The sequence below is a fragment of the Flavobacterium sp. genome (assembly GCF_021151785.1).
Classification (GTDB): domain Bacteria; phylum Bacteroidota; class Bacteroidia; order Flavobacteriales; family Flavobacteriaceae; genus Flavobacterium.
In genome coordinates, this window is the sequence record NZ_JAGKWP010000050.1 from 1 (window position 1) to 16,195 (window position 16,195).

Here is a 16,195-nt window from a genome sequence, read left to right on the forward strand (position 1 = left end):
ATTATATTTTTGTAAAAAAACTGAAATTATGGCGATAGAAGATAAATTATTAGAAATTGCAGCTTATACGATTCCTGCTTTAATTACTGGAGGGGTTGCATTTGTGATGTCGCAACGCTTTTTTACAGCAGAAGAAAACCGAAGAAAATTTGAACTCTTACGTGAAAATCAAAAACAAGCTTTGCCCATTCGTTTGCAGGCTTATGAAAGAATGGTTTTATTTTTAGAGCGAATCAATCCGGTTAATTTAATGATGCGTGTAGAACCAGGAACACTAGACGCTCCAAGTTATGCCACTTTATTAATTCATAATATTCAAACTGAATACGAACATAATTTAACGCAACAAATTTACTTAACAGGTGAATGTTGGGAAGTAATTATGAAAACTAAAAATAGTATTGTAGCCCAATTAAGAACGGTATCTATCGGTGGTGAAGTACAAACAGGAGAAGAATTAAGAAACAAATTTCTGTTAGATGCCTCACAGTCGGAGTCATTAAGTGCAATTGCAATAAGTTTTATAAAAGAAGAATTGAAACGTGTATTCTAGTTAAAAACCTGTCGAATTAAAAACGACAGGTTTTTTCTATTCATTCAAAAACTTCTCATAAGTCACTTTTAAAGAGTCTTTAGATTTTACTGCTATTTCTTCTACTTTTTGACGGAAAATAGGGTCTTTCAATAATTTTCGAATGGTATTTCGCGCAAACATTGTAAACTGCCATTTGTGATGTTGAGAAGCTAAAAACAATGCTTCAATTACCTTTTCATTATGAGGGTCTAAATCGAGTAGTGCTTCTAACGCATTTTGACGGACAGCACTTTCAAAATTTACATGAGTAAAAGCGATTAATTGTGTAATAATATCATTTCTCTCAAATTGTGCATTATTTCCATTAAGATAGTATAATTTTAGCCATGTTATTTTAAAACTAAAATCATTATTTCCAATAATATTCTTAGTTTGCTCTAAGTAGGAATTGGCATTATCTGGAAAATTTTCACATAAATTAATTAAGGCTATTTCCTTGGTTTTATAAGACGCGTCTTTCAATAAAGATTCGTATTGTGATTTAAATTCAAGTGGAATTTTCTCAACAGTCTCAGCAATAGCTTGACGAATGTACAAGTTCTGTTTCATTCCCAATTCGATTAACTCTTTTTTCTTTTCAAAAGGAACTGCTGCCATTCGATAAAACAAATATTGCTTGACAGGAAAATAAGTTTCAGTAGTCAAAATTTCTTTGTAAGTGGCCATATCAGCCTTTTTCTTAACTAATGAAAGATAGGTAGAGACAGCCTTATTCTTTGTTAAATAAATTTCGGCCGTTTTCATATCAAAACCAGGGGTTTCTAACCATTCTTTTTGAAAGGTTACAACATCAAAAGAAGGAACTATCTTCTTTACTTCAGCTAAAAAATCAGCCGTAGAAACATTTTTAAATTGGTACTTTCTAAGATAATTTTTTACTATTTTTTGAAAAGCCTTTGCTCCTACTTGTTCTCGCATAACATGCAATGCCCAAGCTCCTTTTTTATAAAAAGACAACGAACTCGCTTTTTCATTAAGTACGGGTATCGTATCTGTTTTAGCAGCCTTACTCAATTGCAAAGCATAATCATACAATTCATTATAAAAATAATCGTCACCAAAAATATGTTGTTCAGCTAATAAAGCATAATACGTTGCAAATCCTTCTTGTAACCAATGATGTTTACTAGACGTAGCCGTTACCACATCACCAAACCATTGATGAGCCAATTCATGTGCATTAACATTGATGTAATTTCGATCATTAAAACCTATTGAATCCACTACAAAATCTTGAGCAAAAATAGTAGATGTTGTATTTTCCATGCCCGCATATAAAAAATCGCGAACCGGTACTTGACGGTAAATTTGCCAAGGATATTTAAATTGAATTTCTTGTTCTAAATAATCAAAAATTTCTTTAGAATAGCGATAGGTGGGCTCAAACTTAGCTTCGTCTCTTATATCATACCATAACTCAATTGGTGTGCCTGATTTACTCTTAAAATCCTTTTTAGTAAATTGACCAATGGCCAACATTACTAAATAAGATGACATTGGCTTTTTCATTTTAAACTTGTAAACAGCATTAGTTGGTTCATTAATAAATGAATCTCTAAATTTTATTCTTCTCTTTTTTTCAGAAACAGCTTTTCCGTTTGAAAATCCAGTGTAAAAAGCTAATTTATAATCAATTTCAAATGAAATATTAAAAATAACTTTTTCATTTACATCATCAAAACTAGGTAACCAATAACTGGTGTATCGACCTTGTCCTTGTGTCCAAATTTGAAAATCATCGGTTGAACCAACGAAATAAAGGGTTTGCTTAGGTTTACATTCATAAGTAAATTCTAATTTATTACTTCCTTTAGTGTAACCTTCAAATAAAACAATTTCTTTGTTGTTATATTTGTAACCTACTCGCTTTCCGTTGATTTTAATATCACTATTTATGAACATATTTTTGGCATCAATTCGTATAGAATCAATCTTATTCAAAACTTTAAATTGATAGCTAATTTCTCCAGAAATTGATTTTGATTCAAAATCAGGCAGTACCTTGGCAGTACATTTTATAAAATCTACCGATAAGGTTTGTTGAGAATACGAAAAAATAGATAAAAGGAATAATATATAACGCATCGCTTTTTGTTTCAAACAAAAGTACAAACTTGTTTATGCAATTTGTATTTTTACCACAAATAATTACCATGAAAAAAGCATTCATCAATTGGAGTAGCGGAAAAGATGCTGCATTAGCACTATATTACACCCAAAAAAACAAAACCTTTGAAGTAACGCATTTATTTACAAGTATCAATAGTGTTTTCAACAGAGTTTCTATGCATGGTGTTAGAACTGAATTGGTTGAATTGCAAGCCGAAAGCATCGGTATTCCATTAATAAAAGTAACTTTTCCTGAAACACCAAGCATGGAAGATTATGAAACAATAATGCGTTCCAATCTTCAATACTTTATACATAAAAATTGTATGAATTCCATTTTTGGGGATATTTTTTTAGAAGATTTGCGTGAATATAGAGAGCATCAATTAGATCAGCTATCATTTAAAGCCCATTTTCCCTTGTGGAAAAAAGGCACACTTCAACTAGCTAAAGAATTAATAAGTTTAGGGTTTAAGGCCATTGTGGTTTGTGTTAACGATGCCTATTTAGGAAAAGAGTTTGTGGGACGCCTCTTTGATGAGTCATTTTTAAATGACCTGCCAACAGAAGTAGACCCATGTGGAGAAAACGGAGAATTTCATACCTTTATTTTTGATGGTCCTCTTTTCAAAACACCTATTGCCTTTGAAACAGGAACCATTGTACACCGAACCTATCCAAAACCAAAAACTGTGGAAGAAGAAAATCTTTGTTCCGAAAATATAGTTAATAACGGATTTTATTTTTGCGATTTAATTCCGAAATAGTTTTAACGTTCAGCACATAAATAATTTGCATTTTGATTTTTTATTGTTGAAATTTGGGCTAGCATTTCATTAGCACATCTCGTTTTGAATTTACTTGAAACTTCTATCGAATTTTTAAAAGGTGTAGGACCCCAACGAGGAGACCTCCTGCGTAAAGAATTAAATATACATCAATATGGCGATTTATTGAATTTATATCCAAATCGTTATATAGACAGAACGCGCTATTACAAAATTAATGAATTACAAAACAGTAATTCTGAAGTTCAAATAATTGGAAAAGTAATCCACCTTAAAACTGTTGAACAAGGCAAAGGTCGTTCCCGATTAGTGGCCACTTTTGTTGATGATACGGGTCAAATGGAATTAGTTTGGTTCCAAGGCCAAAAATGGATTAAAGAAAGTTTACAATTAAACACTGTCTATGTCATTTTCGGAAAAGTGACCTCATTCAATGGAACGTTTAATATGGCGCACCCTGAATTAGAAACATTAGAAACTCACAAAGCTAGTTTAAGAAGTGCCATGCAACCTGTTTATCCTAGTACTGAAAAATTAAATAACAAAGGGATTAACAGCAAAGTAATTTCAAAGCTAATGCAACAGTTGTTTATCGAAACTCAAGCTTTATTTACCGAAACCTTGCCAGATTCAATTATCAATGAATTGCATTTGGTACCCAAAAATATAGCCTTGTTCAATATTCATTTCCCTAAAAGTCAGGAATTACTTGCTAAAGCTCAATTTCGTCTTAAATTTGAAGAGTTATTCTTCATTCAACTACAATTGATTACTAAAAATTTAATTCGCAAACATAAAATAAAAGGACAACCCTTTGAACATGTAGGCACTTATTTTAACACCTTTTACAAAAATCATCTTCCTTTTGATTTGACCCAAGCTCAAAAAAGAGTATTAAAAGAAATACGTAATGATTTAGGTAGTCATGCCCAAATGAATCGGTTGTTACAAGGAGATGTGGGGTCAGGCAAAACAATCGTAGCATTAATGTGTATGCTACTTGCAAAAGATAACGGATTTCAGAGTTGTTTGATGGCACCAACAGAGATTTTAGCCAACCAACATTTCATGGGGATAAGTGAATTAGCCCAACCATTACAATTAAATATAAAACTACTGACTGGTTCAACTAAACCTGCGGAAAGAAAAATTATATATCAAGAATTAGAAGAAGGTACATTGGATATTTTAATTGGTACACATGCCTTATTAGAAGACAAAGTTCAATTTAACAATCTTGGTTTAGCCATTATAGATGAACAACATCGATTTGGAGTAGAACAACGAAGCAGACTATGGAAAAAAGCTACCATACCTCCTCACATTTTAGTCATGACAGCTACCCCCATACCAAGAACGCTAGCTATGAGTTTATATGGTGATTTGGATATTTCTGTGATTGACGAATTACCTCCTGGAAGAAAACCCATCCAAACCGTTCATCGATATGATGCGCATCGTTTAAAAGTTTGGAAATTTTTAAAAGATGAGATTGCTAAAGGCCGTCAAGTATATATTGTGTATCCGTTAATTCAAGAATCTGAAAAAATGGATTATAAAGATTTAATGGACGGCTATGAAAGTATTTCAAGAGATTTCCCGCTACCACATTATTCTATATCGATTGTTCATGGTAAAATGAAACCTACAGACAAAGACGAAGAAATGAAACGATTTGTGGAAGGAAAAACCAATATTATGATTGCTACAACTGTAATTGAAGTAGGGGTTAATGTTCCAAATGCTTCTGTAATGGTTATTGAAAGTGCAGAACGCTTTGGATTATCTCAATTGCATCAGTTGCGAGGGCGAGTAGGACGTGGAGCAGAGCAAAGTTACTGTATTCTTATGACTGGATTTAAATTGAGTGAGGACAGTAAAACGAGGATGGAAACTATGGTTCGTACCAATGATGGCTTTGAAATTGCAGAAGTTGATTTAAAACTTAGAGGTCCTGGAGACATAATGGGAACTCAGCAAAGTGGTATCTTAAATCTTCAAATTGCTGATTTGGTAAAAGATAGAGACATTTTACAAGTAGCACGACACTTAGCCGTACGCTTACTTAAAGAAGATCCAAGTTTGAGTAATCCTATCCATGCTAAATTAAAAGAAGTATTTTTAGCTTTAAGCAAAAAGAAAAACATCTGGAATTATATCAGTTAAAAACCTAATAATGTTATAACTCTTTCGTTTAAGTGAAACAAACGTGATATTTGTAACTACAAATGTTAAATAATTTTTAACACTACCCCCTATTCTAAATAGATAAAGTACTTTTGAAAAAAATTAAATTCAAAAGTTACTAGATAATGCAAGCAAAGAAAATAATTATCACGTTAGTAGTTATATCTTTAGGTGGATTAATCACCTACCGAATTGTTAAAAACAAAGCTCAAAATGAAAAAGGAGGAAAAGAAGATAAAAAACCACCAATTGAAGTTAAGGCGAAAATTCTAACTCCAGAAAATTTCAACAACACCATTAATATAGCTGGTTCTATTGAAGCAAGTGAAGAAATCGACTTGAGAAGTGAAATTTCTGGCATTGTGAAATCAATTCTTTTCAAAGAAGGAAGTTTTGTTACCAAAGGACAAGTGCTTTTTAAAATAGATGACTTAGAATTAAGAGCTCAACTTGCACAAGCAAAAACCAAGCAAAATTTAGCCAGTGAAAATGCACGTAGAGCAAAATTGCTTTTAGAAAAAGATGCTATTAGTCAGGAAGAATTTGATATAGCAACAGCCGATTTTAGAAGTGCACAAGCACAAACCCAACTCATTCAGGCCCAACTTGCAAAGACAACAGTAAAAGCTCCATTTTCTGGAAAAATTGGTTTAAGATATATATCCCCAGGCACTTATGTGACTCCAAGCACACAAATTGCAAAGTTAGTGAGTAACAATGAAGTAAAAATTACTTTTTCAATCCCTGAAAAATATGCCTCTGATATTCAAAAAGATAAAGAAGTAACTTTCACTATCCCGAATGTATCGCAAGTCTTTAAAGCTAAAATATATGCCTTAGAACCAAGTATAGAGACCAATACAAGAACACTCAAGATTAGAGCTTTAGCTAACAATAGTTCAAATAAATTAATACCTGGAACTTTTGCACAAGTGGCGCTTCCATTGAAAAATATAGAAAATGCCTTTATCGTACCATCTGAATGTGTAATCCCAATTCAAGACGGTAAAAAAGTATTTATCGCCAATGGATTAAAAGCAAAAGAGGTTAAAGTTGAAACCTTAACTAGAACTGATAAAGATGTTATTGTTACCTCTGGGTTAGAAAAAGGAGACACCTTATTACTAACAGGAATTATGGCGTTAAAGAATGAAGCAGACATTAAAGTTAAATTGAAATAAGGAGCATCTAAGTATGAGTTTATCCACTTTAAGTATCAAAAGACCTGTTTTTACCATAGTTGTAAATCTAACTATCATTCTTTTTGGAATTATAGGATACAGTTATTTGGGCGTAAGAGAATTTCCTTCTATTGATCCCGCTCAAATTTCGGTTCGTACAAATTACACAGGAGCAAATGCAGATATCATTGAATCCCAAATTACAGAACCATTAGAGAAAGCAATCAATTCAATTGATGGTATTCGAAATATTACTTCATCAAGTAATCAAGGTTCTAGTAACATCACTATCGAATTTAAATTAGAAAAAAACTTAGAGGAAGCCGCCAATGATGTTCGTGATAAAGTATCGCAAGCCGTTCGAAATTTACCTCAAGATATTGATGCACCACCAGTTGTTTCTAAAGCAGATGCTGATTCAGACCCTATTATCACTATGACCGTTCAAAGTGATACTAAAGATCAATTAGCTATTAGTGATTATGCAGAAAATGTAATTGCAGAACGACTTCAAACCATTCCTGGTGTGAGTAGTGTACAAATTTGGGGTCAAAAAAGATATGCAATGCGCTTATGGATTGACCCTATTAAACTCACTTCCTATGGTGTAACTGTAGCCGATGTTAGAAACGCCTTGCAGAAACAAAATGTTGAATTACCCTCAGGAAAATTAACAGGAAACGCGACCGAATTAACGGTTAAAACAATTGGTAATTTACAATCAGAAAAAGAATTTAATGATATCATTATACTTGCCGAAGGTGAAAAAATAGTACGTTTAAGTGATGTAGGGAATGCCTCTCTTGAAGCCGAGAACTTAGAAACTCGATTTAGTGCAGATGGACAATCAATGGTAGGTTTAGCTTTAGTACCAAGACCTGGAACCAATTACCTTGACATTGCTAAAGAGTTTTACAAGCAATATGATTTATTAAAAAAAGATTTACCAAAAGACATTAAATTAAATATTGCCCTAGACAACACTCTATTTATCAAAAAATCAGTAGTTGAAGTAGCTGAAACTTTATTAATTTCTATCATATTGGTAATACTTATTATCTTTTTATTTTTTAGAGATTGGTCCATTGCTTTTCGCCCGTTAATTGATATTCCTGTATCCTTAATTGCTACCTTTTTCATTATGTATCTATGTGGCTTTTCAGTAAATGTTCTTACCTTACTTGCTATTGTTTTAGCCACTGGTTTAGTTGTTGACGATGGAATTGTAGTAACCGAAAACATATTTAAAAAAGTTGAGGAAGGTATGTCGCCCATTGAAGCGGCAATTAAAGGAGCTAATGAAATCTTTTTTGCAGTAATTTCAATATCAATCACCTTAGCAGCTGTATTCTTACCCATTATCTTTCTTGAAGGGTTTGTGGGACGACTTTTTAGGGAATTTGGTGTTGTTATTGGTGCAGCCGTATTGATTTCTGCTTTTGTGTCCTTAACCTTAACCCCAATGTTGAATGCTTATTTAATGAAAGAAGGGGGGCATAAACGTACCAAATTTTATGAATTTACAGAGCCTTATTTTGTAAGTCTTAATGAAGGTTATGCAACTTCTTTGAAAAATTTCATGAAACGCAAGTGGATCAGTTATCCAATTGTAGCATTATGTATTGGCTTAATTGTTTTGTTCTTTACAATTCTTCCGAAAGAAACAGCACCGTATGAGGATCGAGATTTAGTAGTTGCAAGTGTAACCGCGCCAGAAGGTGCTTCCTACGAGTATACTGATCGATTTATGCAAGAACTGAGTCAATTAATAACTGATTCAATACCTGAGAAAAAAATTGCACTAGTCATTACGGCTCCTGGATTCCTTACTTCATCTGTTAATACCGGAAGAGTTCGATTGGCACTAAAAGGAACTGAAGAACGCGAAAAGAAACAAAAAGAAATTGCTGAAAGCTTAACAAAATGGACTAAGAAATATACAGATGCAAAAGTAGCCATTTCTGAACAACCAACTATTGCTGTTAATCGTAGAGGTGGAATGCCAATTCAATACATTATTCAAGCACCTAACTTTGAAAAATTACGAGAAAAGATTCCTCAGTTTATGGAACAAGCCAATAAAAATGAAACTTTTTCAAATGTAGATGTTAACTTGAAATTTAACAAACCTGAAATTAATGTTACTATTGATAGAGAAAAAGCAGAAAGTTTAGGTATTTCGGTTCTAGATATAGCTCAAACTTTACAACTTTCATTGAGCGGTCAACGTTTTGGATACTTTATGAAAGATGGTAAACAATACCAAGTTATAGGACAATTTGAAGATATTGACCGTGCAGACCCATTAGATTTAACATCTATGTTTGTAAAAAATAATAAAGGAGAACTGATTCAAATGGATAATGTAGTAAAAGTAGATGAACAAAGTAATCCTCCTCAATTATTCCATAACAATCGTTACATGTCTGCTACCGTATCTGCTGCCTTGGCACCTGGTAAAAGTATCAGTGATGGTATTCAAGCCATGGATGAGATAAAAGCTAAAGTATTAGACGACACATTTACTACCGATTTAGGAGGGGAATCTAGAGATTTTGTAGAAAGTAGTTCCAATACTTCTTTTGCATTTGGTTTAGCTTTGTTACTAATTTACTTAATATTATCGGCACAATTTGAAAGTTTTATTGATCCATTAATTATTATTTTAACAGTACCTATGGCTGTAGCTGGTGCTTTGTTCTCTTTATGGCTATTTGGACAATCTTGGAATATTTTTAGTCAAATTGGAACTGTAATGTTAATCGGATTGGTAACTAAAAATGGTATTTTGATCGTAGAATTTGCTAATCAACTTCGGGAACAAGGCAAATCTAAATACGATGCCATAATTGAAGCTTCTGAAGCAAGATTACGTCCTATTTTAATGACTAGCTTAGCTATTGCACTGGGAGCATTACCCATTGCATTATCTTTAGGAGCGGCTTCTACGAGTAGAATAGGAATGGGAGTAGTCATTGTTGGAGGAACAATTTTCTCACTAATTTTAACTTTATTTGTGATTCCTGCTTTCTACATGATGTGGTCTAAAGCACGAAAACATAAACCCGAATTTGATAATATTGACGCTTTAGAAAAATAAAAGCCTATAAGTATATTTATGATATCCATGAAAAAAAATACAATACTACACTTGCTACTACTTTTACTTGGCTTTGGAGCAAAAAGTCAAGAATTGTTAACACTCGAAAATGCAGTGAAGATTGCATTAGAAAACAATTATGAAATTACCATAGCTAAAAATGAAGTAAAAATTGCCGATTACAACAACAGCATTGGAAACGCAGGAATGTTACCCAATGTAAGTGCTAATGTGGTCAACAACAATTCTATTTTAGATACCAAACAAACACAAGGAGATGGAACTGTTCGACAATTGAAGGGAGCTAAAAACATGAATTTAACTTATGGAGTTGGTTTAGATTGGACGGTATTTGATGGATTAAAAATGTTTACTCGCAAAGAGCGTTTCGAAACCTTAAAACAACAAGGAGAAGCCAATTTAAAACGAACCATTAGTACAAAAATAAGTGATGTATACGCTACTTATTTTGATTTAGTTCAACAACAACAGCAACTACAAGCTATTGATACAGCACTTTTGATCTCTAATCAGCGTTTGACTACCGCTAAAAATAGATATAGTATAGGAAAAGCGGCTAAATTGGAAGTTTTAAATGCTGAGGTGGATTTAAATGCTGATATTAGCAATCGATTGAAAGCTTTAGAAATGTATCAAATGTCGAAAATTAAATTGAATGAGATATTAGCTCGTGACATCATGACCGATTTTATTGTTGAAAAAGATATTAACATTGATGCCACCTTAACTCTACAACCCCTCAAAGAGGCCGCTGAACAACAAAATCCAGAACTGCAAGCTCAGATTTTAAATAAAAAAATCGCAGAATTACAACTGAAAGAAACCAAAGGAAATCGCTATCCTACAGTTCGAATCAATTCTGGCTACAACTTTACAAGAAGTGAAGCTTCATTAGGCTTTGTAACTCAATCTAACGGAAATGGTTTTGTCTATGGAATCTCAGCTTCTGTGCCAATTTTTAATGGAATGAGTCAAAATAGAAATGAAAAAATAGCCAAAATTGGAATTGAAAATGCTACTACACAGATTAGTTTGTTTAAACAGAGCTTGCATGCTCAACTTGCTAGTTCTTATGCAAGTTATCAATCAAATTTAAATTTGATACAAGTTGAAGATAGAAATGCCGCAATTGCCAAACAAAATCTAGACATTACATTAGCAAAATTTAAAATCGGTACAATTACTACTATCGAATTTAGAACTGCTCAAGAAAATTATGTAACTGCTTTAGTTCGATTAAGCAATGCCAAATACCTTACTAAATTAGCAGAAATTAGTTTAAAAGAATTAGCGGGTACACTGAACTTAAATTAATTCTATGGTACAATACAACCCAAAAGATTGGATTACATTTATATTTAAATTTCATAAATCAGATACATTTAGAAAACTGTTACCCATGATGTTTCTTATTGGAATATATTCAGGGACAATTTGCTATTTCGAGATTCACTACTTCAAACTTAGTGAGAATAGTCATGTAAAAAACATTTCTATAATGCATACCACTGTTGGTTTTGTATTGTCGTTACTTTTAGCATATCGTACGAATACTGCTTATGATCGATGGTGGGAAGGAAGAAAATTATGGGGTAATCTCGTTAATAATAGTAGAAATTTAGCTTTAAAATTATCTTGCATTTTAGAGCATGAAAACGATAAATATTATTTTAAAAAATTGATTCCAAGTTATGCTTCTATTTTAGCCAAACACTTAACTAATGAAGAAGTGAGTAAAATGTTATTTGAAGGATTCGATCTTGAAATTGATCATACCAAACACAAGCCAAATCAAGTAGCCAAAATGCTATTTTCAAAAATTAATGATTTATATAAATCTAACCGTATAACTGGAGACCAACTCATTATAATTAACAGTGAGTTACGTGCTTTTACTGAAGTTTGTGGAGCTTGTGAACGTATTAAAAACACGCCCATTCCCTATTCCTACAGTGCGTTCATTAAAAAATTCATTTTCTTTTATATTATGACTTTACCTTTTAGCTTTGTTTTTAGCTTGGGGTACTATGTTATACCTGTTGTAATATTTATTTTCTATGTATTAGCTAGTTTAGAGTTAATTGCTGAAGAAATTGAAGACCCTTTTGGTGGAGATGAAAATGATTTACCTATTGCAAAAATAGCCACAAACATAAAAAAACACGTGGAAGAAATTTTGTAACTTACCCTAAAAATAAAACTCATGAAAAAAATAGTTGCATTTTTGCTTCTTGCAATGAACTTATGGAGTTGTAAGAAAGAGGAAGGCTCCTCAAACCTAGTGCGCGAATATTATGCACAATCAACAGATAGTATTCAAAATGGAGGAATTAAAAAAATTCCCATACAAACCTCTAAAGGCATTTTTAATGTTTGGACTAAACGCATTGGAAACAACCCTAAAATAAAAGTTTTGCTCTTAAATGGTGGACCAGGAGCCACTCATGAATATTTTGAATGTTTCGAAAATTATTTTCCAGCTGAAGGAATTGAATTTATATATTATGACCAATTAGGCTGTGGCAATTCTGACAATCCAAAAGATACAACTATGTGGGATTTGTCTCGATATGTAGAAGAAGTTGAACAAGTACGAAAAGCATTGGGTTTAGATGCTTCCAATTTTTATTTGTTAGGACATTCGTGGGGTGGAATTTTAGCTATGGAATATTCGTTAAAATACCAAAACAATATGAAAGGTTTAATCATCTCCAATATGATGGCCAGTTGTCCAGAATACGGTAAATATGCAGAGAAAGTTCTTGCCCCTCAATTTGAACCAAAAATATTGGATGAAATAAGACGTATTGAAGCTAATAAAGACTTTTCAAATCCAAGATATATGGAACTATTAACACCCCATTTTTATGAAAAACATGTCTTACGTTTGCCTTCAAAGGATTGGCCAGAACCCGTAACACGATCATTCAGTAAGATGAATCAATCACTATATGTTACGATGCAAGGTCCCAGTGAATTTGGGATTTCTGGAAAATTAGAAAAATGGGATCGTAAAAAGGACTTAAAGCATATTAAAATCCCTACTTTAAGCATTGGTGCCAAATATGACACTATGGACCCTAAGCACATGGAAGAAATTGCTAAATTAGTACAAAAGGGAACTTTTTTATATTGCCCTAAGGGCAGTCACATGGCCTTTTATGACGACCAAAAAACCTATTTCAAAGGACTGATTTCTTTCTTAAAAAAATAAATTGAAAGCAACTATTCTTAGTTGCTTTTTTTGTATATTGCTTTTACAAAGGAACTACTTATGCCAAATAAAGCTTTATTATTTACACCACAATTAACACATGAAAAATCGTTAAAAACACTAGTTGAAAACCGGACGATTTTTTCATTAAATCATTGTGAATTAAATATTTTTGAAACCTATCAAGAATCTGAGTTGGTTCCATTAAAATTTAATGATTTAGTTGTCACTAGCATGCTACGTGGAAAAAAAGTAATGCATTTATTTGAAGACCCAAGTTTTGAATACTTACCTGGAGAAACCGTAATTGTGCCTCAAAATGTTGAAATGAAGATTGATTTTCCTGAAGCTAGTAAAGATAACCCAACTCAATGTATTGCTTTAGCAATTGATCATAAAATCATTTTAGATACTTTAGATTATTTAAACGAAAAATATCCTAAAGAGGGCAAAAACAACAGTTGGAAATTAGATCATGAAAACTATTTTTTTTATAACAATGTAGAACTAGCAGCTACCATCAATAAATTAATCAAAGAATGCATGGGTTCTTCAATTACCAAAGATGTAATTGCTGATTTAACCTTACAAGAACTTATTATCCGAATCATACAAACACAAACAGTAAAACGATTTGATAATACTACCTTATTAGACTCAAATAGCCCTATATCTCCTAGTATAGATTACATCCGAAAAAATATTAGAGAATCAATACAATTGAAAGACTTAAGCGATCAAGCATGTATGAGTACTACCTCATTTTACCGATACTTTAAAAGAGAAATGGGAATGAGTCCTATTGAATATATTTTAAATGAGAAAATTAAATATGCAAAAAAATTATTAAGTAATCCAAACATGCAAATCAATGAAGTTTCTTACGCTTCTGGTTTTGAAGACTGCAATTACTTTATTAGAATTTTCAAAAAATATGAAGGGGTAACTCCTAAACAATATCAATTGATGAATTACAATAGCTGATTTATTCCCAACGAATTACTTCGGGTAATGCATTTATTTCCTCATCAGTAAATAAGCGATAATTTACTTTAAATGTTTTTCCAAAAGGTGTTTCTAGTGAAAATCCACCAGGACCAAACCCATCGGTTACATCCAATTCAAAATGTGAATATTGCCAATATTCAAATAAATCTTTATCAATCCAGAATTTATATTCTTTAATTTCACCTATACAAACATCTCCTGTTCTCAAATAGAAACCTCCTTCTTCAAAACATTGGGGTTGTGTTCCTTCACAACATCCACCTGCTTGATAAAACATTAAATTACCAAACTTTTCTTCTAGCAATTGAATAACTTCCATTGCTTTTGGTGTTACGCTTAATCGTTTCATTTACCTCTAAATTTAATTAAACATAAACCGCAAATTCTCAATTTAATGAAAATCTGCGGTTAAAACTATCCTCTAAATGAACATTTTAAAAGAATCCCAATTTATTTTTATCATATGAAATCAACATATTTTTAGTTTGACGGTAATGATCTAACATCATTTTATGATTTTCTCTACCAATTCCCGATTGTTTATACCCTCCAAAAGGCGCACCCGCAGGATATGCATGATATTGATTTACCCATACTCTACCTGCTTTAATAGCTCTAGGAACTTGATACAACTCGTGTGCATCACGTGTCCAAACACCAGCTCCTAATCCATACATAGTATCATTAGCAATAGCTATTGCTTCTTCAGTAGTTTTGAATGAAGTTACGGCTAACACAGGTCCAAAAATTTCTTCTTGGAAAATACGCATTTTGTTATGTCCTTTGAATACTGTAGGCTGAATGTAATATCCTCCTTCTAATTCTCCTCCTAAATGATTTACATCACCTCCACAAAGTAATTCAGCCCCCTCTTCTTTTCCTAATTTGATATAAGATAATATTTTATCTTTTTGAATTTGAGATGCTTGAGCTCCCATCATAACAGTTGGATCAAAAGGATTTCCTGTTTTAATTGATTTAATACGCTGAATAGCACGCTCCATGAAGGCATCAAAAATAGATTCATGTACTAATAATCGTGAAGGACAAGTACATACTTCACCTTGATTTAGTGCAAATAAAGCCACCCCTTCAAGTGCTTTGTCAAAAAATTCATCGTCAGCATCCATTACTGAAGGGAAAAAGATATTTGGCGATTTACCTCCCAATTCTAATGTTACTGGAATAATATTTTCTGTAGCATATTGCATCACCATTCTTCCAGTAGCAGTAGAACCTGTAAAAGCTGCTTTTGCTACTTTTGGATTCGTTACCAAAGTGCGTCCTAACTCGGCACCAAAACCGTTCACCACATTAATTACCCCTGCTGGAATTAAATCTTGAATAAGTTCCATCAAAACCATAACTGAAATAGGTGTACTTTCTGCAGGCTTTAACACCACACAATTTCCTGCTGCTAAAGCTGGAGCTAATTTCCAAACAGCCATTAATATTGGGAAATTCCAAGGAATAATTTGGGCTACTACACCAATAGGTTCGTGCACAATAATGGACACTGTATTTTTATCTAATTCGCTAATGGAACCCTCCTCTGCACGAATCACACTAGCAAAATATCTAAAATGATCAATAGCTAAAGGAATATCAGCTGCCATGGTTTCTCTGATTGCCTTCCCATTATCTAGCGTTTCTACAGCTGCAATATATTCTAAATTTGCTTCAATACGGTCTGCAATTTTATTTAGAATAATACTTCTTTCTGTTTTGGAAGTTTGACTCCAAGTTTGAAATGCATCATAGGCTGCATCTACCGCCATCTCAATATCTAATTTAGCTGAATGGGCAGCCTTTGCCATTAATTTACCATCTACTGGAGAAAGTACCTCAAAATATTGACCTGTAGAAGGAGCTGTCCAAGCTCCATTGATAAAATTATCATACTTATCTTTTAATTGTGGTCGTTGAATTAAATTGCTCATAATTATACGTTTATTTGTTTATTTCAAATGTAAAATTCATTTCTATTAATAA

At 32.6% G+C, this 16,195-nt stretch carries 12 protein-coding genes; 9 read left to right on the forward strand and 3 right to left on the reverse strand.

Annotation, left to right across the window (positions count from 1 at the left end; translation table 11 throughout):
- Positions 1–553: hypothetical protein (locus QZ824_RS06785; protein ID WP_291275266.1), on the forward strand; the 553-nt coding region annotated here is incomplete at its 5' end.
- A gap of 36 nt (positions 554–589) precedes the next feature.
- Here QZ824_RS06785 and QZ824_RS06790 read toward each other — a convergent pair.
- Complete coding sequence (locus tag QZ824_RS06790; RefSeq protein ID WP_291275267.1) at positions 590–2,680, reverse strand: M1 family metallopeptidase; 2,091 nt, start codon at positions 2,678–2,680, stop codon at positions 590–592.
- Positions 2,681–2,748: 68 nt separating this feature from the next.
- Between QZ824_RS06790 and QZ824_RS06795 the strand changes: the two genes are divergently transcribed.
- The 8 genes from QZ824_RS06795 (at position 2,749) to QZ824_RS06830 (ending at position 14,179) form a co-directional block, all read left to right on the forward strand.
- Positions 2,749–3,471 carry a diphthine--ammonia ligase gene (locus QZ824_RS06795; RefSeq protein WP_291275268.1) on the forward strand — a complete coding sequence of 241 codons (723 nt, stop codon included), beginning with the start codon at positions 2,749–2,751 and terminating at the stop codon, positions 3,469–3,471.
- A gap of 84 nt (positions 3,472–3,555) precedes the next feature.
- Complete coding sequence (recG, locus tag QZ824_RS06800; RefSeq protein ID WP_291275269.1) at positions 3,556–5,658, forward strand: ATP-dependent DNA helicase RecG; 2,103 nt, start codon at positions 3,556–3,558, stop codon at positions 5,656–5,658.
- A 146-nt stretch (positions 5,659–5,804) separates the two neighbouring features.
- Positions 5,805–6,860 carry an efflux RND transporter periplasmic adaptor subunit gene (locus tag QZ824_RS06805; protein ID WP_291275270.1) on the forward strand — a complete coding sequence of 352 codons (1,056 nt, stop codon included), beginning with the start codon at positions 5,805–5,807 and terminating at the stop codon, positions 6,858–6,860.
- 13 nt (positions 6,861–6,873) lie between these two features.
- On the forward strand, positions 6,874–9,960 hold the full coding sequence (locus QZ824_RS06810) for an efflux RND transporter permease subunit (RefSeq protein ID WP_291275271.1): 3,087 nt from the start codon (positions 6,874–6,876) through the stop codon (positions 9,958–9,960).
- A gap of 27 nt (positions 9,961–9,987) precedes the next feature.
- Positions 9,988–11,295, forward strand: coding sequence for a TolC family protein (locus QZ824_RS06815; protein ID WP_291275272.1), 1,308 nt, complete (start codon positions 9,988–9,990; stop codon positions 11,293–11,295).
- 4 nt (positions 11,296–11,299) lie between these two features.
- Positions 11,300–12,163 carry a bestrophin family ion channel gene (locus tag QZ824_RS06820; protein WP_291275273.1) on the forward strand — a complete coding sequence of 288 codons (864 nt, stop codon included), beginning with the start codon at positions 11,300–11,302 and terminating at the stop codon, positions 12,161–12,163.
- A gap of 21 nt (positions 12,164–12,184) precedes the next feature.
- Positions 12,185–13,195 carry a proline iminopeptidase-family hydrolase gene (locus QZ824_RS06825; protein WP_291275274.1) on the forward strand — a complete coding sequence of 337 codons (1,011 nt, stop codon included), beginning with the start codon at positions 12,185–12,187 and terminating at the stop codon, positions 13,193–13,195.
- A gap of 60 nt (positions 13,196–13,255) precedes the next feature.
- Positions 13,256–14,179 (forward strand): AraC family transcriptional regulator, encoded by a 924-nt coding sequence (locus tag QZ824_RS06830; RefSeq protein ID WP_291275275.1) that lies wholly within the window; start codon positions 13,256–13,258, stop codon positions 14,177–14,179.
- 1 nt (position 14,180) lies between these two features.
- On the opposite strand, the gene QZ824_RS06835 is transcribed toward QZ824_RS06830, so the two are convergent.
- Positions 14,181–14,552, reverse strand: coding sequence for a DUF779 domain-containing protein (locus QZ824_RS06835; protein WP_291275276.1), 372 nt, complete (start codon positions 14,550–14,552; stop codon positions 14,181–14,183).
- Between the two features lie 85 nt (positions 14,553–14,637).
- On the reverse strand, positions 14,638–16,143 hold the full coding sequence (locus QZ824_RS06840) for an aldehyde dehydrogenase family protein (RefSeq protein ID WP_291275277.1): 1,506 nt from the start codon (positions 16,141–16,143) through the stop codon (positions 14,638–14,640).
- Positions 16,144–16,195 lie beyond the last annotated feature (52 nt).